Genomic DNA, 19897 nt, shown 5'->3' with positions numbered 1-19897 from the left:
GAACCGGTGTGCCTCACCGCTTTGTCGTCGTCGCCCCGACCGGATTCGATGTGCGCACACCACGCACCCACCGGTCTGCCAACCGACCGGTGGGTGCTGCGTTGACTGCCATCACCAGCCCCCTACGTGCGGGTTACGTCGCTTGTCTGAGGTCTACTGATACCGAGCGAACCTGAGGCGACCGTTAATGCGGCGCTCAGGCCGGGTGGTCGAACCAGGCGCCCAGCACACGCACCAGCGTGGGTGGCGTCGAGGTGCTACCCGACAGACAATGCCCAGGCGACACAGAGCCGCCAGGTCATGCCGGTGGCGGAGGGAAATGCCGTCGCCAGCGCCATGGTGGCCGCCCCGGGCCTCCGCAGTGGACTGTCAAGCTTCGTCATAGCCCGAACGCTAGGCCCGATTTCGGCCCGTCTCGTCGTACCACGGTCGTCCTTCTCGGCCGAGCGGCGGTACCACGGTGCCATTTCACCCGCGCCGCCCGCACGTCCCTTAATCGTCGTCTCAGATTCGCTCGGTACCAAGCCGGCATCGGATAAGCGATGTAGCTCGTACCGGGAGGCCATTGATGGCAGTCGACGCGGCACCGTCCGGGGAAGCGCCGCCCGGTCGGCTGGTCGGCCGGTGGGTGCCGCTGCTGGTCGTCGCGATCGGGCTCGGGTTCGGGCTGCTGGTGCTCCTCGTCCGGTTGCGCCTGGAGCCGGTGACCGACGTCGACGGCGATGTCGTTCGGGAGCTCAACGAGGTCGTGTCGCCCCGGCCGTACCTGGTGAACGCGCTCCACGAGACAACCCGGCTGGGCGGGCGGCCGGTCATGCTCTGGCTGGTCGGCGTCGCCGCGCTGCTGCTGCTGGTGCGCCGGCGGGTCCGCCTCGCCGGCTACCTGCTGGCCACCACCACCGGCGCGCTGCTGCTCGACCCGTCGGTGAAGTCGCTGGTCGGCCGGATGCGCCCGGTGGTCGAGGCACCGGTGGCGATCGCGCCCGGCAACAGCTTCCCGAGCGGGCACGCGCTCGGGTCGATGGTGGTCTATGGCGCGCTGCTGCTCGTGTTCCTGCCCGCGGTGCGCTACCGGAAGCTGTTCACGGCGGCCGTCGCGCTGCTCGTGGTCGCGATCGGGGTGACCCGGATCGCGCTCGGCGTGCACTACCTGACCGACGTGCTGGCCGGCTGGCTGCTCGGCGCGCTGTGGCTGGGCGTCACGGCGTACGCGTTCGGGCTGTGGCGACGCGCGGCGACGCACCCGGTGGCGCCGCGCGACGACGGGCTGGAGCCGGAGGCCGCCGAGGCGATCAGACCGGCGCCGGACAGCGGCCGTCCGATCCCGCACCGGTGGGTCAAGGCCACCGAGATCCTGACCGGCTGGGGGTTCACGTTCGGCATCCTGTACGTCGTCGGCTACCTGTTGACGAACCACACCGAGGGCACCTGGCTGGGACGTTTCGACGACGGCGTGGTCCGGTGGCTGCAGACGTTGCGCACGCCCACCCTGGACGACGTGAGCCGGGTGTGGAGCACGGCCGGCGACACCCCTGCCATCCTGGCCGTCTCGCTGGTGTTCTGCTCGATCGCGTCGGCCGTGTGGCGGCAGTGGCGACCGGTGGTGTTCGTGGTGCTCACCATGGTCGGCCAGCTCACCCTGTTCCTGTGCACCGCGGCCAGCGTCCAGCGGGACCGCCCGCCGGTGCCGCAGCTCGACAGCCCGATGTCCACGTCGTCGTTCCCGTCGGGGCACATCGCCGCGACGATGTGCATCTGGGTGGCGATCGCCGTTTTGGTCATGGACCGGTTGAGCGGCCGGTGGCGCTGGTTCGCCGTGGCGCTCGCGGTGGTCATGCCGGCCGGTGTCGCGCTGTCCCGGATGTACCGCGGCATGCACCACCCGACCGACCTGCTCGGCGCCGCGATCCTGACCGCGCTCTGGGTCGGCCTGCTGTGGTGGGTGCTACGGCCGAACGCGCGGCCGGCGCCGGCCGAGGTCCGTACGTGACGCTGCGCTTCGTCACCTGAGACATCAGGACCGGCGGGATCGACCGAACGGGCACGAGGCGTGTCTGCTGCAGAGCACCCGTGCCCAGCTCGCCCTCGGGCGACCCGCCCCGCAGGCGAGGGCGCTGTCGGAGATGTTCTCCGACCTGACGGAGCCTGAGCGCCGCATTAACGGTCGCCTCAGATTCGCTCCGTATCACTGGGCCTCAGACAAGCGACGTAACCCGCATGTAGGGGGCTAGTGATGGCAGTCGACGCAGCGCCGCCCGGAGACGCGCCGGCCGGTCGGTTGGCAGGCCGGTGGGTGCCGTGGTCGGTGATCGGATCCCCTACCACGGAGCTACCCCGGTCGGCCCCGCGGAGGAACGAGCGGTGCGGAACCTGCGGCCGAAGCGTCTCGGCATGGATCTGACACAGGCCGTCCTCGAGCACCCCTACCTGGTGCTCGGTCTCTTCGTGCTCATCGAGGGGCCGGCCGCGACGATCACCGCCGGCACCCTGGTCGGCGCCGGCGCTGCGGCGTTCTGGCCGATCTGGGTGATCGTCGCGCTGGCCGAGGTGGTGGGCGACAGCCTGCTCTACCTCGCCGGGCGGTCGGCCCGGCGGCCCTGGGTGGCCTACCTGCTGAGCCGGCTCAAGGCGACGTCGCTGCTCGACCGGCTGGCCACGATGTCACTGCCTCGGCTGGTGATCACCGCCAAGCTCGTCGACGTCTTCGCCCTCCCGGCGTTCGTGTCGGCGGGGCTCGCCGGGCTCCCGTACCGGAGATTCGCCGCCTGGGTGGGTGCCACCGCCGCCGTACGCGGCCTGGTGCTGATCGGTCTCGGCGCTCTCCTCGGCAGGCAACTGTCCGGTCTGCTCGCACTGCCCGGCGGCATCTTCCTGCTCACCGCGACCGTCGCTGTGCCGGTCGCTCTCTTCCACCTCGTCATGAAGCGACACCACCTAGGAAAAGCGACACCGCCTACGAAAGGTAGTTGTGCCATGCGCATCCTCATCGGTGCCGACACCTACGCCCCGCACGTCAACGGGGCGTCCTACTTCGCCCAGCGCCTGGCCGTGGCACTGACCGCCCGGCACGAGGTGCACGTGATCGCGCCGTCGACGGACACCCGCAGCCAGGCCGGCATGTCCAGCGACGGCGTCGTCGAGCACCGCGTGCGGTCCATGCCGGTGCCGGGCCGCTCACCTTTCCGTTTCTGCCCACCACTGGGACTGCGCGCGGCAGCGCGCCGGATCCTCGACGAGGTTCAGCCCGACGTGGTGCACGTGCAGAGCCACTTCCCGCTGTGCCGGGCGCTGGTCGACGCGGCGCACGAGCGCGGCCTGTTCATCATCGCCACCAACCACTTCATGCCCGAGAACCTGATCCACTACCTGCCCATCGGCGACGGTGGCCGGGCGAGGGCGCACGCGTGGGCATGGCGCGACGCCGCCCGGGTGTTCGCCAAGGCAGACATCGTCACGGCCCCGACCCCGTACGCCGCCGCGCTCGCCGTCGTCTCCGGTGTGTCCGGGCCGGTTCTGCCCATCTCGTGCGGCATCGACCTCGCCCGCTTCCGCGAGCAGGTGCCCGCGGTCGAGTTCCGGTGGGCCTACGGCCTCGCGCGCAAGCCCACCATCACGTACGTGGGCCGGCTCGACGCCGAGAAGCACCTCGACGTCGTGATTCGGGCGTTCGCGCTGGTGCGGCGGTCGCTCGATGTCCAGTTGCTGCTGGTCGGCACCGGGTCCGAGGACCGGACGCTGCGGTCGCTCGCCGGGGAACTGGGCGTCGCCGAGCATGTCACGTTCACCGGCTTCATCCCTGACGAGGATCTTCCCTCCGCGTACGCGGCGTCGACGGTCTTCGTCAACGCGGGCACCGCCGAGCTGCAGAGCCTGGTCACGCTCGAGGCGATGGCCAGCGGAAGGCCCGTGATCGGTGCCGACGCCGCGGCCCTGCCCCACCTCGTACGGGACGAGGAGACCGGCTACCTGTTCCCGCCCGGCGACGTTGTCGCGCTCGCCGAGCGACTGCTCACCGTGCTCAGCGACCCGAAGCACGCGGAGGAGCTGGGGCACCGGGCTCGTGCCGTGGCCGAGCAGCATGACCAGGCCCACACGGTGTCCGCGTTCGAGCAGCTCTACCGGATCCGGCCGGCTCGTGAGGCGCCCGCCCCCGCGCCGGCCGGGGTCGCCGCATGACAGCGACGGTCGTCCGGGCGCGCACCTCCCGCTGGTACCGCAACGTCCAGCTGAGCCTGGGCTTGGGCGCGACGGCCGGAGCGGGTCTGCTGCTGGTCGGCGACGTCGACCCGGTGGACCAGATGGTCAGTCAATCGATCCGGACCGTGCCGGGCGCCGTCCTGCTGGCCCTGGCGGCGTGCGGGCTCGCGGCAGCCGGCGCGTGGCTCCTGGCCGGCGCCCGGCGCGTGCTGTCACCGGCCTGGCCCCTCACCGTGCTGCTGTCGGTGTGGTGCGTGTCCCTGCTCGCGGTGGTGGTGTTCCCCACGAACCTGCCGGGAACCGAACCGGGCGTCGCCGCCGGGCTGCATCGCCTCGGCGCGGCGCTGATGGCGGCGCTGCCACCGCTCTTCGCCCTGCTCATCGCCAAGCGTGCCGGGCGCGGGGCCGACCCGGCCCGGGTCCGCTGGCTGCGCGCGGCCGGCTGGTCCGCGTTCGCCGCGTGCGTCGCGTTCGCGGCGGTGAACGGGCCGGCGATGCTGCTCGGCCAGGGCCTCCTCCCGTTCGCGGGCCTGGCCGAGCGGGTTCTGCTGGCGCTCGTGCTCGTCGTAGTCGGGCTCTGCGCCTGGGTGCTCGAAGGGGAGGAGCGGTCCTGATGGACCTGATGGCCATGATCGAGAACGCGATGACCTCTCCGGTCATCTATCTGGCGATCCTCGCGCTGGCGACCCTCGACGCGTTCCTACCGTTCCTGCCGTCGGAGTCGGTCGTCATCGCGGCGGCGGTCTTCGCCGTGTCGGGCATCCCGTCGCTTCCGCTGATCATCGTGCTCGCCGCGCTGGGCGCCTTCGTCGGTGATCACATCGGCTACCTCATCGGGCGCCTGCTGCGCGAGCGCCGTCCGGGCGGCCGCCTGATCCGCGCCGCCGACAGGATCGCCCCGCACCTGCACCGCCGGGGCGGTGCCCTGATCGTCGCAGGCCGGTTCGTCCCCGGCGGCCGCACCGCGATCGTGACCGCCAGCGGTGCCACCGGCTACCCGCTTACCCGCTTCACTTTCTTCACCGCCATCGCCGCCGTCACCTGGGCCGGCTATTCCGGCCTGATCGGCTACCTCGGCGGCGTCGCCTTCGAATCCAACTCGACGCTGGGCCTGGCGGTCGGCCTCGGTCTCGCCCTGTCCATCACCGCGCTCGGCGAACTCGTCCGCCACGTGTCGCGCCGCCGCCGGGCGGCGGGTTCCTGGTCGCCTTCGGCGCTCAGCGCACCGCGCCGTCCTACCCGGCGGTGCGGGGCGCTATCCGGGCGGGCGGGGCCGCGGTCGGAAGGTCGACCCGGAGCAGCGCGCCACCGCGTGCGGAGCGGGCGACGGTGGCCCGGCCGCCGTGGGCGTTGACGACCCGCTGCACGATCGACAGCCCAAGCCCGGATCCGGGCAACGCCCGGGCACTCTCGGCACGGTAGAAACGGTCGAAAACCCGAGGGGCGTCGGCGGCGTCGATGCCCGGACCGGCGTCGTCGACCTCGAGCCTCGCCGACGCGCCCTCGGCGCCGAGCCGGACCTGGACCGGCTGGTCCGCGGGGGACCACTTCCCGGCGTTGTCGATGAGGTTGAGCACCGCCCGGTGGAGCGCGGCGGGACGCCCGCTCACCCACACGGAGGTGAGGTCGAGGGCGATCTCGATGTCCGGCACGCGGGAACGCGCCTGGGCCGCGGCGGCCATCACCACGTCGGCAAGGTCGAGCAGCTCGGTGTTTTCGTCGCTGACGTCACCGCGTGCCAGGTCGGTCAGCTCGGCGGCAAGGGTGCTCAACTCGGCCACCTGGGCGCCGAGATCGTTGAGCAGCCGGGTCCGGCTCTCCGCCGAGAGGGCGGTGTCGAGGGTGCCGCGCCGGTCGAGCCGGATCAGCAGCTCGATGTTGAGGCGCAGGCTGGTGAGCGGGGTCTTGAGCTCGTGGGCGGCATCCTCGGCGAGCAGCCGCTGGGCCCGCCGGGAGTCCCGGAGCGCGGCGAGCATGTCGTTGATCGACTGGATCAGCCGCCGGATCTCCCCACCGCCCTCGTCCGGGATGTCGGCGTCGAGATCCCGGGTGTGCGCGACACGTACCGCGGCGGCGGTCAGCCGGTCGATCGGTGCCAGCCCGGTCCGCGCCACGGTCCGCCCGACAAGGGCGCCGCCGGCCACGCAGAGCAGCCCGATCACCAACATGCCAAACCCGAACTGGTTGACCGGGCTGTCGTCGACGACGCGGGCCACCTGGACCGCGCCTTCGCCCGCCCGCAACGTGTAGATGAGGTAACCGTCCTCGTCGCTGTCGTTCGACTCCATCAGGTCGGCCGACGCGCCCTGCGCCACGCGCCCGGCGTGCTCGCTGACCGGGGGCAGCGCGGGTTGGCCGGCCGGTGTCCGGGTCGAGCCGTCCGGCAGGATGACCCGCACCAGCCGACCGGATCCGGAATACGGCGGTAGCGGAACCTGCGCCAGACCGCCGCGTCCCGTGTCCGTCGCCAGGACGCGGGCGTCGGCGCGCAGCTGATTCTCGACGCTCTCCCGCAGCTGCCAGTCCAGCAGCTCGCTGGCCACCTGGAAGGACACGAACACACTGACCGCGATGGCCGTCGCCGCGATCACCGTCAGCCTGGTTCGCAGGGACCGCCGGCGCCACCATCGGGTCAGCCGGCGCGGTTCCCGGCCGGCGGGCCTGCTCACGGAGGAGTCTCCCGCAACGTGTATCCCAGGCCGCGCAGCGTGTAGATCAATCGCGGCTCACCCTCGGCCTCCAGCTTGCGGCGCAGGTAGCTCACGTACACCTGAAGGTTGTTGGCGGTGGCGCTCATGTCGAAGCCCCAGATCGCCTCGAAGAGCGCGTCGCGGGTCAACACCCGGGTCGCGTTGCGCACAAGGACCTCCAGGAGGGAGAACTCGGTCCGGGTCAGCCGCAGCGGCCGCTCGCCTCGCCACGCCTCGAACCTGTCGGGATCGACCCGCACATCGGCGAACGACAGGATCTGCGACTCCCCGTCGCCCGGCGTGCGCCGCCGCAGCAGAGCCCGCACCCGGGCCAGCAACTCCTCGGTGGCGAACGGCTTGGGCAGGTAGTCATCGGCACCCGCGTCCAGCCCCGCGACCCGGTCGGAAACCTGGTCACGGGCGGTCAGCATCAGCACCGGCAGATCCTGACCCGCGGCCCGCAACCGCCGGCAGGTCTCCAACCCGCCGAGGCGGGGCATCATCACATCGAGGATCAGCAGGTCCAGCGAGTCACCGCCGGCCCCGCCAACCCCGTCGAGCACGGCGAGACCGTTGGTGACGCTGGTGGTCTCGTAACCCTCGACCTGGAGCACCCGCTCCAGCGACTCACGGATGGCCGCGTCATCATCCGCGATCATGATCCGCACGCCGACCCGCCCCCCTTTTAGTCGATGCCTGGCTGCCTATTGTCCAAGATCAAGCTGAGACCAGGATTAGCGCTTCTAGTCACCGCCGTGAAGCAGATCATGTCCACAGGTTCAGTGACCCCAGACTTCGCCTAGTAAGTCCTGACCCCTGCTCAATGGTCGTAGGCGATCAGTGATCGGGGGACGGGTTGGCCGGTGCTGCGGTTGCTTCGGGCGATGCGGGCGCCCGTGAGATCACCAGGACGCTTTGCGAACCCCGGGCAGCTCGCCGCGCAGGGCCAACTCGCGGAACCGGACCCGGGACAGTCCGAACCGGCTCAACACCCCACGTGGGCGGCCATCGATCTGGTCGCGTACGCGCAGTCGCACCGGGCTGGAGTCACGCGGCAGCCGGCCGAGTCGGCGGACGGCGTCGGCGCGTACCTCCGGGTCGGTGTCCGGGTGGGCGATCAGCCGCTTCATCCCGGTCCGCGCCTCGGCGTGCCGGGCGACCAGTTCCTCCCGGCGGGCCTGCCGGTTGACCAGGCTCTTCTTGGCCATCAGCGTGCCTCGCGGAACTCGACGTGCCGGCGCACGATCGGGTCGTACTTGCGCAGGGTCAGCCGGTCGGGGTCGTTGCGGCGGTTCTTGCGGGTCACGTACGTGTAGCCGGTGCCGGCGGTGCTGCGCAGCCGCACGATCGGACGGACATCGGTCTGGCGGGCCATCAGAGCTTCACTCCCCGGCTACGCAGCTCGGCGACGACCTTCTCGATGCCCTTACGGTCCACGGCCTTCAACGCCTTCGCCGTCAGGGTGAGGCTGACCCACCGCCGCTCCGACGGCAGCCAGTAACGGTGGTTCTGCAGGTTCGGATTCCACCGGCGGCGGGTGCGCCGGTGGGAGTGGGACACGGCGTTGCCGAAACTCGGCTTCGCACCGGTGACGTCGCAACGTCTGGACACAGTGATGACTCCTCACACAACACGATGATGGTAACGAAAACGGTTTTCAGTCTTACATCAGTCGTTCGGCCACATCCGCGCCGGGTCCTCGACGACTTCGACGGCACAGTCAGTGCCCAGGCGGTAGCCGACACCGCGCAGCGTCGTCACCACCGGCACGTCGGTGCCGATCTTGGCGCGCAGCCGCCGGATGTGGACGTCCACGCTTCGCGGCCCCGTGTACGGCTGCCCCCACGCCTGGTCGAGCAGTTGCTGTCGGGTGAATACCTGACGTGGATGTTGAGCCAGACAGAGCAGCAGGTCGTACTCCCGACGGGTCAACACGATCGCGGTGCGGTCGCGGTAGACCGCCCGCGCTCGCGGATCGATGCGCAGATGAAGGCCCGACCCTCGCACCGGCGGCGACACCGGTCCCGAATCGCCACCCAGGAAAGCCAGCAGAGCAGCGAGCCGATCGACGCCCTCAGCACTGCCGCCCGGGTCGAGCGTGAAGTGGATCGTGACGGTAAGGACGTCACCGCCCCGCTCCGCCCCTGCCGCACCCACCGGCACACCCCTGTTCACTTCGACGACCCGCATGCGCTTATAATGACAATCGTTTTCAATTGTGTCGAGAGGAAGCTCATGTCGTCGTCACCACAGGCCCCGACCCGTGCCAGGACAGCGGACTCCGACACCCGCCCGTCACTGACCGTGCTGTCCGGGTTCTGGCCAGCGGCGACCTTCGCCGTCGCCCGGGCGCTGCTCGCCGCCGACACCTCGCTGCTGCTGGTGCGGCACGACCTCACCGGCATCCGCGACGGCGTCGTCCGGCGGGTGGTCCGCACCGGCGCCGGCCTCGTCGAAGACGAGCAGGTCACGCTGCGACACGGCTGCGCCTCCTGCACCCTGCGCGAAGACGTGCTGCCCACCCTCGTCCGGCTCACCCGCACGCACCCCGGCCAGGACCTGGTGCTGATGCTGCCCGAGGTGGTCGAACCGGAAGCCGTCGCCGCCGCCTGCGCTCACTGCCTCGTCGACGGCGCACCGATCACCGACCTGATCCGGGTCGACTCCTACGTCACCGTCCTCGACGCCGAGCACCTGCTCGACGGCTTGGCCAGTACCGACGACCTCATCGCGCTCGGCATCCAGGCCGCCGACGACGACCACCGCGCGCTCGCCGATGTCATCGTCCGGCAGATCGAGTACGCGGACACCCTCGTCCTCTGGGGACAGTCCTGCGACGGGGAGTTCGACACCGGCCGGATGGCCGTCCTCCTGCACCGGATGGCGCCCTGGGCGACCCACCTGCGCGTCGACGGCGACCTCGTCGACGCCAGCGCGCTGACCCGCCAACTGCGCCACACCCACCGACACCGGCCGGAAACTCCCGGCATGCTCGCCCGCGGTCTGCAGGGCTACACCCTCGGCGCACACGAGCCCGAGCCCGACTGCGGAGTCGTCTCCGCCGTCTTCCGCGCCCGCCGCCCGTTCCACCCCCAGCGCCTGCACGACGTCCTGGAAGACGTGAACGCCGAGATGATCCGCTCTCGGGGTCACCTCTGGCTGGCCAGTCAGCCCGACACCGTGGTGGCCTGGGAGTTCGCCGGCGGCGGCCTGGCGATGGGATCCCTCGGACACTGGCTGGTGAGCCTGCCCGAAGACCGCTGGGAATACGTCGAGGACCAGCGCCGCCTCGCCGCCGCCCTCGACTGGGACCCCTACTACGGCGACCGCCACCAGCACCTGGTCTTCATCGGCCTCGACACCGACCCCGTCGACCTGCACCGCACCCTCGCCAACTGCCTGCTCACCGACGCCGAACTCGCCGACGGCGAAGAAACCTGGCGCACCTACCCCGACCCGTTCGCCGGCTGCTTCCCCCTCGGGGCGGAGGAGCTGGCCGACACCGAAGGAGCGCGACCCGCATGAAGCCCGGCATCCACCCCGAATACCGGCCCGTCGTCTACCGCGACAAGAGCGCCGACTACGCCTTCCTCACCCGCTCCACCGCCACCAGCGACCAGACCGTCGAATGGACCGACGGCAACACCTACCCCGTCATCGACGTGGAGATCTCCGCCGCCAGTCACCCCTTCTGGACCGGCAAGCAGCGCCTGCTCGACACCGAAGGCCGTGTCGAGAAGTTCCGCAACAAGTACGCCCGCCGCGGACCACAGGGCAGATGAGCACCGACCGCCAGGTCGACTGGGCCAAGCTGGCGCCACAACTGGCTGACGCCGCACGGCGGGACCGGGCCTGGTACCTGATGACCGCCCGCGAGCTGGTCGCCCCCGGTGACCGGCTCGCGGTCGACATCGGCTGCGGCGGAATGGCCCGAATGATGACCTGCGGCCGGGTTGTCGCGGTGGACGCACATCCGGCCGTCGTTGACGCTGCCTGCGACCACATGTTCCGGCTCTCCGCCCGCAGCGTGCGCTGCGATGCCGGCCCGCAGCACCTCGTTCTCCAAGGCCACGAGGGCCCTTACGGGCCTTTCCGCCTCCACCTCGAACATTGCCATGTCTGCCCCCAGGACGGAAACTTCGCCAGCATTTCTGATGACCTGCCGCAACTGTGATCACTTTGGGTGACGCCCAATTCGGAATTATTGGATGGCCGACACGACTTGTTCGTCACCGATCGATGCGGGCTGGGGCAGGTTCGCGAGATTCTTCGACACCATCCCCTCTTCCCTCGTTGGTCCGGGGCAGTTACCGTTCCTCACTCATGAACACCGAATCGGGGAGGAAAGAGTGGAGAGCCGCATCGCTCTGATCACCGGCGGGGCGCGCGGGATCGGCCGGGCGATCGCCGTGCGGCTCGCCGAGGACGGCTACGACGTGGGCTTCTGTTACCAGTCGGCCGGCGCCGCCGCCGAGAAGACGGCCGCCGAGGTGCGGGAACGGGGCGTACGCGTCCTGCACCGGCCGTGCGACGTGACCGACCGGGCGGCGGTGGGTGACTTCGTGGCGAACGTACGCACCACGCTGGGGCCGCCCACCGTGATCGTGAACTCGGCCGGGATCATCCGGGACACGTACCTCGCCCTGATGGCCGACGAGCAGTGGGACGCGGTGCTGGACACGAACCTGAACGGCGCGTACAACGTGTGCCGCGCCGTGGTGCGCGACCTCATCCGCCGCAAGGCCGGCTCGATCGTCAACATCTCGTCGACCGCCGGCGTGTACGGGGCGGCCGCCCAGGCGAACTACAGCGCCGCCAAGGCCGGGATCAACGGGATGAGCCTGGCCCTCGCCAAGGAGCTCGGACGCCATAAGATCCGGGTCAACGCGGTGGCGCCGGGCTTCGTGGAGACCGACATGACTGCCGGCCTCGACGACAGCATCCGTCGGGACGCGCTGGCCGCGGTGCCGCTCGGTCGCTTCGGCCGACCCGAGGACGTCGCCGAGCTGGTGGCTTTCCTCGCCTCCGACCGGGCTTCCTACATCACCGGGCAGGTGATCCAGGTGAACGGCGGATTGATCGGCTGACCGCCCCGGCCGGCGCCGACGTCACCGTCGACGCCGATCGGGTACGAGTTCCGGCGCGTCGGACGTCGACGGCGGCCGCGGCGGGGAGAAGGTCATCCGCAGCGGCCAGCCGATGAACCAGACCAGGGTGACGACAGTGGCCTGGACCGTGTAGCCGTAGATCGCCAGGTTCGGTGGCTGCCCCCCGGAGGTCAGCGCCCGCAGACCCGTCACCAGGTCGTCCAAACCATGGCCGGACACCACCGCGAGCAGCGCGGTCACCGCGCAGGTGATGATCCAGGCCAGGAAGCAACGGAGCCACGCGCGCCATTCGTACCGTACCCGGGCCGCGCCGTACTTCGGCGGCTTGACGGGCCGCGGGCCACCGGCGAACCGATGGACGAACCAGCCGTCCGCCCGGCGGACCAGATCCGGCCCGAACGCGACGCTGAACCCCAGGTAGAGCGCGGCCAGCCCGTGCGTGGCGTCGATCGGAGAGCCATTGCGCAGGTCGATGACCGACGCCGTGATCAGGATCAGGTCGGTGACCGGTACGCAGAACAGCAGGAATCCACCAAGCCGCTTGAGGCGCAGCACGTACCGGGCGAAGAGGCCGGCGGCGAGGATGGCCCAGAAGCCGATCTCACACGCGACGATGATGGCGACGATCATCGGACCCAGACCTCCTCCGGGCGCTGGGTATCCGCCGCGGCGCGCCCACCGGGCACGTCACCGATCGCGTGCACCCCGCCGTCGACGTGGATGATCTCCCCCGTGGTAGCCGGCAGCCAGTCGGACAGCAGGGTCACGCAGCTCCTGGCCACCGGTTCGAAGTCGGTCGGGTCCCAGCCCAGCGGCGCCTGCTCGTGCCAGCCCTGCGCCTGCCGGGTGAAGCCGTCGACTCCGTCCGCGCCGATGCCCACGGCCGCCATGGTGCGCAGCGGCCCGGCCGCCACCAGGTTCACCCGGATGCCCTGGCCGCCCAGGTAGGAGGCCAGGTACCGGGAGCACGACTCGAGGCCGGCCTTCGCGACGCCCATCCAGTCGTACTGGCTCCAGGCCCGGCTCGCGTCGAAGTCCAGGCCGACGATGGAGCCGCCCGGCCCCATCAGCGGCAGCACCGCCCGGGTCACCGCCTGCAGCGAGTACGCCGACACGTGCACCGCCGCGGCCACGTCCGCCCACCTGGTCCGCAGGAACGAGCCGCCCAGTGCGCCGGCCGGCGCGTGTGCCACGGAGTGCAGGACACCGTGTACGGCCCCGACGTGTTCACCGAGCCGGGCGGCCAGCGTGTCGAGGTGTTCCTCGTTGGTGACGTCGAGCTCGACCACCGGCGCCGGGGCCGGCAGCCGCCGGGCCAGACGCTCCACCAGACCGACCCGCCCGAAGGCCGACAGAACGACTGTCGCGCCCTGTTCCTGAGCCGTCCGGGCCACCTGATAGGCGATGGAGTTCGGCGCTATGACGCCGGTCACCAGAATGTTCTTCCCGTCGAGAATTCCCATTACCCCCGCCTTTGGAATGATGCCTTCGCCAATTGCCCTGAGGTACTCTCCGGACAACCGTCCAGAGAGGAACCGAATCATGATTCTGCTCGATGTGGTAGCCGTCTTCCTCCTCCTGCAAGGTTTCGGATCGCTGGCCCAGAGACTATTCGGGCAGAACACCGAGGAAAGCTTCTTCATCGTCAACAAAGTGCCTGAGCTGCAGCCGTTCGCCAGCATTGCTCTGGGCGTGGCAGGACTGGCTCTGCTGTTCATGAGCAGCCTTATCCGGAAGGCCCGGAAGAGAAGCAACGGCAATTCCCGCTGATCGATGGCGTGGGACGGGAGAGGTCAGGGAACCGGCTGGCCGATCCCGTCCCAGCGCTCACCGGCCATCGCCTCGTCGACGAGCGCGCCGACCACCTCCGCGCACCGCTCCTGCAGATAGAAATGGCCGCCCGGAAACACTCGCTCGCCCCGGTAGTGCAGCGTCCGGTCGGCCCAGGCCGCCGCTTCCTCGGCGGTGACGTCCTCATCGCCGTCACTACGGAAGACCGTGATCGGCGTCCGCAGCCGCTGGCCGGCCGGCGACTGGTAGGTCTCGATGACCCGGTAGTCCGCACGGATCATCGGCAGCAGCAGGTCACGCAGATCCGCGTCGGCACGCAGCAGGCTGCTGCCCGCGGCGCCGATCCGGTCGATGTCGGCGAGCAGTTCTTCGTCGGCTGCCAGGTGCAGGGACTTGGGTTTCCGGCGGTGCGGCGCCGGCTGCCCGGAGACGACGAGCCCCTCCCCCACCACGCCGGCCCGCTCGAGACGGACGGTCGTCTCGTAGCCGAGGGCGGCGCCCATACTGTGCCCGAACAGCATCACCGGCCCGGTGACCACCGGTAGGACCGCCGCGGCGACGGCGTCGGCCATCTCCGCCATGCTGGTGACGCACGGCTCGGTGAGCCGCTCCTCCCGGCCGGGGTACTGCACGGTGTGCAGCCGGATGCGCGTCGGCAGGAGGTCAGGCCAGAGCCGGAAGAAGCTGGCCGAGCCGCCGGCGTGCGGAAAGCAGATCAGATCGAGGTCGGCCGGTTCCTGGCGAGTCCGGGTGCGTATCCATCGGGACACGAATCCACCTCCTGGTGCGGTGACGACTGCTGGTCGTTCAGGTCCGTGAGGTCCATTTCCTGGACCAGGATCGCGGCCTGGACCCGGGACCGCAGATTCAGCTTGGTGAGCACTTTGGACACGTGCGACTTGACCGTGGTCTCGCCGATGAAGAGCTGGGCGCCGATCTGCGCGTTGGACAGCCCCCGCCCCAGGCAGATCAGCACCTCCCGCTCACGGTTGGTGAGCTCGTCGAGGTTGACGGCGGGCTTGGCCGGCGGCAGCGGCCCGCCACTCGACGCGAAGGTGGAGATCAGTTTGCGGGTGATCTCCGGGGCCAGCACGCCGTCGCCGGCCGCCACCACCCGGACCGCGTCGATCAGGGGGCCGGCCTCGACCGACTTCAGCAGGAACCCGGCCGCGCCGGCCCGCAGCGCGCCGTAGACGTACTCGTCCAGATCGAAGGTGGTGAGGATGAGGACCTCGCACAGGCTTTCCGCGATCACGGTCCGGGTGGCTGTGATGCCGTTCATCCCCGGCATCCGGATGTCCATCAGCATCACGTCGGGTCGGCAGGACCGGGCCTGCGCGATCGCTTCCGCCCCGTCGGCCGCCTCGCCCACCACCTCGATGCCCGGCGCGTTGCCGAGGATCAGCGCGATGCCGGCCCGCACCGAGCCGTGGTCGTCGGCGACCACCACCTTGATCGTCACGACTCGCTCCCGGTGGCCGGCAGGACGGCGCGCACCAGCCAGGACCCCCCTCGGGGACCGGCCGAGAAGGTGCCACCCACGACGGTGGCCCGTTCCCGCATGTTCAGCAGCCCGTTGTGCCCGATCTCGGGAACCGGGGCCGCGGCGGGCAGGCGCCCGGGGAGATCGTTGGTCACTTCCACGATCAGCTTGTCGGTCTCGTGCCGGATGTCGACCCGGGCCTTTGCCTGCGGAGCGTGTTTCAACACGTTGATCAGCGCCTCCTGGGTGACGCGGTACGCGGTCAGGTCGACGGCCGCAGGTAACGGTGCGTCATCGTCCAGTTGACAGTCAACCTCGAGCTGCATGCCGCTGGCCCGCACCGACTCCACCATCCGCGGCAGGTCGGAGAGCCCGGTCGGTGCCTCGGTCTCGTCGGCACCCGTCCCGTCCGCCCGAAGTAGACGGATCATGGAGCCCATCTCTTCGAGCGCTTGGACGCTGTTCTGCCGCACCGACGCCAGCACCCGGCGCACGATCACCGGATCCTCTCCGTTCATGGAGAGCACGGCCTCGGACTGGATCGCGATCGAGGAGAGGTGCCCGGCGATGATGTCGTGGAGGTCGCGGGCCATCCGGGCGCGTTCGGCCGCGATGGCCGCCGAACGGTCGAGCCGCGCGATCTTCGCGAGCTGGCGTGCGTTGGCACGCTCCACCTCGGCGATGTTGCGATGCTGCCGCACGTTCGTCGCCCACCAGATCGGTATGACGATGAACGGCAGGGCGGTGACCGAGCCCATCAGCGGCTGCCGCCAGTCCTGCTGCATCAGGAACGAGGCCACGACCACGACGAGCAGGCCGCCCGCCGCGATCGGCGCCATGTCGCGGTGCAGCCGGGCCGGGCCGTAGAGCGTGGCGGCGTAGAGCAGATCGGCGAAGACCAGCAGCACCGGGATGCTCGGGCCGTGGATGGTGTCGGCAGTCACGATCACCGCGCCCAGGACGAGCGCGACCACCGGAGCCTTGCGCCGCAGCAGCTCGGTGGCGCAGATGGCGATGAACAGACCGACCCGCATCCACATCGGAGCGGGGTCGGTGGAGCCGCTCACGTAGAGCGGGTAGAGGTCGGCGATGTAGAGCAGCGCGCCCGTCGCGATCGAACCTACGACGATCAGCAGGTCACGGTCTTCCGCCCGCAGGGTGCCCAGGCGCATCACGCCGGGACCCCGCTCGTCACCGGGGACCGGACGGCCACGGAGCGCCGGCCGGCACGGCCACAGTAAGTCCCCGAATACACGAAAGCGACGTTAGCACGCATTAACGGAACTCACATCCTACTAATTGATGAGACGATCTCATTCCGCCTGCGGATGGCCTGCCCGGAAATCTGCGGAACACTTGCCGGACCTTGAAAATCCGCACGCCTATACCGAGAGGAGTCATTCCATGAACTCGGAGAAGCGGGACGACAACAAATGGGCGCCGTGGTGGCTCTACGTTGCCGTCATCGCCGGAGGCTCCTTTGTGAAGTCACTTCTGGTCCCAGACCTGCCAGTCCTGCTGAACGGTCTGCTCACCCTTACGCTCGGCGGATTCCTGTTCCTGGTCATCACCGTGGCGTACCGCAGTATGAAGAGCGCCGGTCAACAACGGCACTGAACGCCCCGCCCCAGCCCCCCGTCTGGGAGCAGGCGCAGGAAGCAGGCGTCTCCGTGACGCCTGCTTCTTGCGTTCGGCTCACGTGCCGTGACGCCGGGATCGCCGGCACCTCCCCGTACTCACTGCCCCGCCGCCTCACCGCGCGGCCGCACGGCGGAAGGCCCGGAGGCTCAGCGGCACGAAGACCGCGATGATGACCCCCGAGCACAGCACCGAGTAGAGCGCCGCATTCTCGGCCGGCCAACCCGTCATCCGCTCCACGCCGACCGGGTTCGCATTCCCGAAGAGATCACGCGAGGCATTGATGACAGCCGTAACCGGGTTCCATTCCGCGAGGATTCGCAACAATGGCGGCATCGAGCGCTCCGGAACGAAGGCACTGGACACGAAGGTGAGCGGGCTCAACCAGATCAGCCCGGCACTCTGCGCCACTTCCGGGTTGGGTGAGAGCAGCCCGACCAGCGCGCCGATCCAGGACATCGCCAGCGCGAAGAGCAGCAGCAGCAGATAGGCGAACAGGACGTCCAGCAGGCTGCCGCGGACGCGCCAGCCGATCGCCGCGCCACAGAGCGTCATCACCACCAGCGCCACCACGCTGACCGCCAGATCCGAACTGGTCCGTCCGATCAGCACCGCACTCGGCGAGATGGGCAGTGAACGGAACCGGTCGATCATGCCGCTGTTCAGGTCGGAGGCCAGACCCACGACGGTGAAGGCGGAGTTGAAGGCCAACGTCTGCGCGAGGATTCCGGCCAGCAGGAACTCTCGGTAGGCCGGCCCGCCGAGGAGCCCGCCGAAGAGGAAGCCGAACAGGGCCACGAACATGATCGGCTGAAGGACCGCGGCGAAGATCCAATCCTGGGTACGCCGTACGTTGAGCAGGTTGCGCCAGGCCACCATGGACGCGTCGGTCAGGCCTTTGGTCAGCACGGTCATCGGCGGAACCATCGCTTCCGGTGGGGGCCGGCCGGATTCGGCGTGTCTGCGACATCATGCTCGGTGAGCATGAGGAAGACGTCGTCCAGCCGCGGCCGGTGCAACGACACCTCGACGACCTTGACGGCGCGGGCCTCGAGCCGATCGAGGACCTCGACCACGACCTTCGTCCCGCCGACGACGAGTACGTGAACGCGGCGCATCCGGGCTTCGACGACCGGCTCCCCCGCGCCGAGTTCGGCGAGGATCTCGGCCAGCGGCTCGACTCCCGCCGGGTCGGCGACCACCACGTCCAAGCGCTCGCCGCCGACCTTCGCCTTCAGCTCATCGGCGGTGCCGTGCTCCACCACCCGCCCCCGGTCGATCACCGTGATCTCGTTCGCCAGTTGGTCGGCCTCCTCGAGGTACTGGGTGGTCAACAGCACCGAGGTGCCGTCGTCCACCAATTCGCGGACCATGTCCCAGGTGTCCAGCCGGGATCGCGGGTCCAGCCCGGTGGTCGGCTCGTCGAGCACCACCACCGCCGGCCGGGCGACCAGGGCGCCAGCCAGATCCAGCCGGCGCCGCATCCCGCCGGAGTAGGTCTTCGACACCCGGTCACGGGCCGATTCGAGCCGGAACCGGTGCACCAGTTCGTCCGCCCGGTCCCGGGCGGCCCGCCGGCTCAGCCCGTAGAGCCGGCCGACCAGGTAGAGGTTCTCGAAGCCGGTGAGATTCTTGTCGACCGCCGCGTACTGGCCGGACACGCCGATCGAGCGGCGCACCCCGGCGACGTCCGAGACAAGGTCGTGTCCGGCGACCCGGGCCCAGCCGGCGTCGGCTTCCAGCAGCGTGGTCAGGATCCGTACCGTCGTGGTCTTGCCGGCACCGTTCGGCCCGAGCAGGGCCAGCACCGCACCCCGGGGCAGGACCACGTCGATGCCGTCCAGTGCGCGGTGCCCGCCGAAGTCCTTGACGAGGCCACGGGCCTCGATGGCCGGCTCGTCCATGTCCGCTTGGTTCATTCGTCATCCCTCGTCGCGCGGTGTATCGGTGGTGACGGACGACCGGACGCGGCGGCCCCGGAGGGCGGGCCGCCGCGTCCGGCACCCACCTAGGCCGAGACGACGTAGCCGTCGCCGGCCCGGTGCGACCGGGAGCGCCGGAGATCCGCCAGCACGAAGGTGCGCTGGAGCCAGCGGTCACGGCCGTCGTAGCGCGGGGTGAACGCCGACCGGCCGTGCACGGTGACCCGGTTGTCGACGATGGCCAGGTCGCCGGGACGCAACCGGATCGCCATGTGCAGGTCCTCGAACCACTTGGAGAGCTCTCGCAACGCCGCCTCGGCGTCGCCGTCGAGCGGCACGGTCGCCGCCTCGTCGATCCGCAGATCCGGGTCGGCGGGATCACCGGAGAGCACCGCGTGCGGCTCCGCGGCCCCGGACGCCCCGCCGAACGACGGCGGCGCCGCCGTGACGAACCGCGGCGAGCGCAGCACCTCCAGCGCCTCCTCGCTGAGCTTCGGCAGTAGCTGCCGGGAGCAGACCAGGCGGAGTTCTGCGATCTTCTCGTGGTCCGACCGGACGCACAGCAGCTTGACGAAGTCCGGCCGGTGGGGGTGGAAGGCGTTCTCGGTGTGGAAGGTCAGGTGCACTGAGCCAGCGTTGCCCTGCACGTCCTCCCGGCCGGGTACCGGGACGACGTTCTGCACCAGCGCGCCGGCCTTCTCCGGACGGAACGCCGCCGGATCGCCCAGACCGTGCGCGACCAACATCAGCGCGGTCGCCGACACGGTTGCCTTGCGCAGCACCGAGTTGTCCTCGGTCGGGGTGGCCGGCAGGTTCTCGTCCAGCGGGAGGTTGCGCAGCAGCAGCGCGCCGCCGGGCCCCGAGTCGCGGCGGAACTCACGCAGCGTCCGGCGCAACCCGGCCGGCGCGTCCTCCCAGGCGGTCCGAGCCGACGCCACCCACTCCGGCGAGTCGATGTCGCCGTCGTGTAGAGCCCGAACCTTCCGGCACAGACTGCCGAACTCCCGGTTCTCCTTGGATTCCAGAATCGCCACGGTCAGGGGGCCGTCGTTGTTCTCGTAACGCATG

24 protein-coding genes and 1 pseudogene are annotated in these 19897 nt (G+C 70.1%); 10 read left to right on the top strand and 15 right to left on the bottom strand.

Annotation, left to right across the window (positions count from 1 at the left end):
- Positions 1-257: 257 nt before the first annotated feature.
- Positions 258-383: a hypothetical protein gene (locus tag O7605_RS20950; protein ID WP_269740733.1), complete on the bottom strand. Its 126-nt coding sequence runs from the start codon at positions 381-383 to the stop codon at positions 258-260.
- A gap of 185 nt (positions 384-568) precedes the next feature.
- On the opposite strand from O7605_RS20950, the gene O7605_RS20945 reads away from it, so the two are divergent.
- The 4 genes from O7605_RS20945 (at position 569) to O7605_RS20930 (ending at position 5551) form a co-directional block, all read left to right on the top strand.
- A complete protein-coding gene (locus O7605_RS20945; protein ID WP_269740732.1) occupies positions 569-1990 on the top strand; it encodes a phosphatase PAP2 family protein in 1422 nt (473 codons plus the stop codon).
- A gap of 401 nt (positions 1991-2391) precedes the next feature.
- Positions 2392-4176 carry a glycosyltransferase gene (locus O7605_RS20940; RefSeq protein ID WP_269740731.1) on the top strand — a complete coding sequence of 595 codons (1785 nt, stop codon included), beginning with the start codon at positions 2392-2394 and terminating at the stop codon, positions 4174-4176.
- The gene (locus O7605_RS20935) at positions 4173-4811 is read left to right on the top strand and encodes a DUF998 domain-containing protein (RefSeq protein ID WP_269740730.1); all 639 of its coding nucleotides are present in this window, start codon (positions 4173-4175) and stop codon (positions 4809-4811) included. Before O7605_RS20940 ends, O7605_RS20935 begins: the two co-directional genes overlap by 4 nt.
- Positions 4811-5551, top strand: a complete 741-nt coding sequence (locus tag O7605_RS20930; RefSeq protein ID WP_269740729.1) for a DedA family protein — start codon at positions 4811-4813, stop codon at positions 5549-5551. Before O7605_RS20935 ends, O7605_RS20930 begins: the two co-directional genes overlap by 1 nt.
- Here O7605_RS20930 and O7605_RS20925 read toward each other — a convergent pair.
- From O7605_RS20925 to O7605_RS20900, 6 genes are all read right to left on the bottom strand, one after another.
- The gene (locus O7605_RS20925) at positions 5433-6866 is read right to left on the bottom strand and encodes a HAMP domain-containing sensor histidine kinase (protein ID WP_269740728.1); all 1434 of its coding nucleotides are present in this window, start codon (positions 6864-6866) and stop codon (positions 5433-5435) included. The two genes, O7605_RS20930 and O7605_RS20925, sit on opposite strands and share 119 nt — an antisense overlap.
- A complete protein-coding gene (locus O7605_RS20920; protein ID WP_269740727.1) occupies positions 6863-7546 on the bottom strand; it encodes a response regulator transcription factor in 684 nt (227 codons plus the stop codon). Before O7605_RS20920 ends, O7605_RS20925 begins: the two co-directional genes overlap by 4 nt.
- Positions 7547-7789: 243 nt before the next feature.
- Positions 7790-8095, bottom strand: a complete 306-nt coding sequence (rpsN, locus tag O7605_RS20915; RefSeq protein WP_269740726.1) for a 30S ribosomal protein S14 — start codon at positions 8093-8095, stop codon at positions 7790-7792.
- On the bottom strand, positions 8095-8262 hold the full coding sequence (rpmG, locus tag O7605_RS20910) for a 50S ribosomal protein L33 (protein ID WP_093410686.1): 168 nt from the start codon (positions 8260-8262) through the stop codon (positions 8095-8097). Before rpmG ends, rpsN begins: the two co-directional genes overlap by 1 nt.
- Positions 8262-8498 carry a 50S ribosomal protein L28 gene (gene rpmB / locus O7605_RS20905; protein ID WP_269737955.1) on the bottom strand — a complete coding sequence of 79 codons (237 nt, stop codon included), beginning with the start codon at positions 8496-8498 and terminating at the stop codon, positions 8262-8264. Before rpmB ends, rpmG begins: the two co-directional genes overlap by 1 nt.
- 57 nt (positions 8499-8555) lie before the next feature.
- Complete coding sequence (locus tag O7605_RS20900) at positions 8556-9077, bottom strand: winged helix-turn-helix domain-containing protein (protein WP_269740725.1); 522 nt, start codon at positions 9075-9077, stop codon at positions 8556-8558.
- A 45-nt stretch (positions 9078-9122) separates the two neighbouring features.
- On the opposite strand from O7605_RS20900, the gene O7605_RS20895 reads away from it, so the two are divergent.
- The 4 genes from O7605_RS20895 to fabG all read left to right on the top strand — a co-directional run bounded on the left by O7605_RS20895 (position 9123) and on the right by fabG (position 11974).
- A complete protein-coding gene (locus O7605_RS20895; RefSeq protein WP_269740724.1) occupies positions 9123-10412 on the top strand; it encodes a CobW family GTP-binding protein in 1290 nt (429 codons plus the stop codon).
- Positions 10409-10669 (top strand): type B 50S ribosomal protein L31, encoded by a 261-nt coding sequence (locus tag O7605_RS20890; protein WP_269740723.1) that lies wholly within the window; start codon positions 10409-10411, stop codon positions 10667-10669. Before O7605_RS20895 ends, O7605_RS20890 begins: the two co-directional genes overlap by 4 nt.
- Positions 10666-11061 carry a hypothetical protein gene (locus tag O7605_RS20885; RefSeq protein ID WP_269740722.1) on the top strand — a complete coding sequence of 132 codons (396 nt, stop codon included), beginning with the start codon at positions 10666-10668 and terminating at the stop codon, positions 11059-11061. The genes O7605_RS20890 and O7605_RS20885 overlap by 4 nt, the downstream gene beginning before the upstream one ends.
- 175 nt (positions 11062-11236) lie before the next feature.
- Positions 11237-11974: a 3-oxoacyl-[acyl-carrier-protein] reductase gene (gene fabG / locus O7605_RS20880; protein WP_269740721.1), complete on the top strand. Its 738-nt coding sequence runs from the start codon at positions 11237-11239 to the stop codon at positions 11972-11974.
- 21 nt (positions 11975-11995) lie between these two features.
- Here the strand turns inward: fabG and O7605_RS20875 are convergent, their stop codons facing one another.
- A complete protein-coding gene (locus O7605_RS20875; protein WP_269740720.1) occupies positions 11996-12625 on the bottom strand; it encodes a hypothetical protein in 630 nt (209 codons plus the stop codon).
- A gap of 59 nt (positions 12626-12684) precedes the next feature.
- Positions 12685-13458, bottom strand: a pseudogene (gene fabI / locus O7605_RS20870) (enoyl-ACP reductase FabI); the annotation flags it as partial.
- 79 nt (positions 13459-13537) lie between these two features.
- Here fabI and O7605_RS20865 point away from each other — a divergent pair.
- Positions 13538-13765 (top strand): hypothetical protein, encoded by a 228-nt coding sequence (locus tag O7605_RS20865; protein WP_269740719.1) that lies wholly within the window; start codon positions 13538-13540, stop codon positions 13763-13765.
- Positions 13766-13788: 23 nt separating this feature from the next.
- On the opposite strand, the gene O7605_RS20860 is transcribed toward O7605_RS20865, so the two are convergent.
- The 3 genes from O7605_RS20860 to O7605_RS20850 are packed head-to-tail and all read right to left on the bottom strand — an operon-like array spanning position 13789 to position 16441.
- Positions 13789-14556 carry a thioesterase II family protein gene (locus tag O7605_RS20860; protein WP_269740718.1) on the bottom strand — a complete coding sequence of 256 codons (768 nt, stop codon included), beginning with the start codon at positions 14554-14556 and terminating at the stop codon, positions 13789-13791.
- Positions 14502-15248: a response regulator gene (locus tag O7605_RS20855; protein ID WP_269740717.1), complete on the bottom strand. Its 747-nt coding sequence runs from the start codon at positions 15246-15248 to the stop codon at positions 14502-14504. The genes O7605_RS20860 and O7605_RS20855 overlap by 55 nt, the downstream gene beginning before the upstream one ends.
- A complete protein-coding gene (locus tag O7605_RS20850; RefSeq protein WP_269742710.1) occupies positions 15245-16441 on the bottom strand; it encodes a sensor histidine kinase in 1197 nt (398 codons plus the stop codon). Before O7605_RS20850 ends, O7605_RS20855 begins: the two co-directional genes overlap by 4 nt.
- Before the next feature lie 232 nt (positions 16442-16673).
- On the opposite strand from O7605_RS20850, the gene O7605_RS20845 reads away from it, so the two are divergent.
- The gene (locus tag O7605_RS20845) at positions 16674-16886 is read left to right on the top strand and encodes a hypothetical protein (protein ID WP_269740716.1); all 213 of its coding nucleotides are present in this window, start codon (positions 16674-16676) and stop codon (positions 16884-16886) included.
- Between the two features lie 135 nt (positions 16887-17021).
- Here O7605_RS20845 and O7605_RS20840 read toward each other — a convergent pair whose 3' ends face one another.
- The 3 genes from O7605_RS20840 to O7605_RS20830 all read right to left on the bottom strand — a co-directional run bounded on the left by O7605_RS20840 (position 17022) and on the right by O7605_RS20830 (position 19896).
- The gene (locus O7605_RS20840; RefSeq protein ID WP_269740715.1) at positions 17022-17822 is read right to left on the bottom strand and encodes an ABC transporter permease; all 801 of its coding nucleotides are present in this window, start codon (positions 17820-17822) and stop codon (positions 17022-17024) included.
- Complete coding sequence (locus O7605_RS20835; protein WP_269740714.1) at positions 17819-18826, bottom strand: ATP-binding cassette domain-containing protein; 1008 nt, start codon at positions 18824-18826, stop codon at positions 17819-17821. The genes O7605_RS20840 and O7605_RS20835 overlap by 4 nt, the downstream gene beginning before the upstream one ends.
- An 89-nt stretch (positions 18827-18915) precedes the next feature.
- Complete coding sequence (locus O7605_RS20830) at positions 18916-19896, bottom strand: TauD/TfdA family dioxygenase (protein WP_269740713.1); 981 nt, start codon at positions 19894-19896, stop codon at positions 18916-18918.
- Between the last annotated feature and the right edge of the window lies 1 nt (position 19897).

Origin of the sequence: Verrucosispora sp. WMMA2121 (assembly GCF_027460185.1) — a bacterium.
Taxonomy (GTDB): domain Bacteria; phylum Actinomycetota; class Actinomycetes; order Mycobacteriales; family Micromonosporaceae; genus Micromonospora; species Micromonospora palythoicola.
The sequence above is the reverse complement of the archived record's forward strand: the minus strand, read 5'-3'. Positions and strand labels throughout refer to the sequence as shown.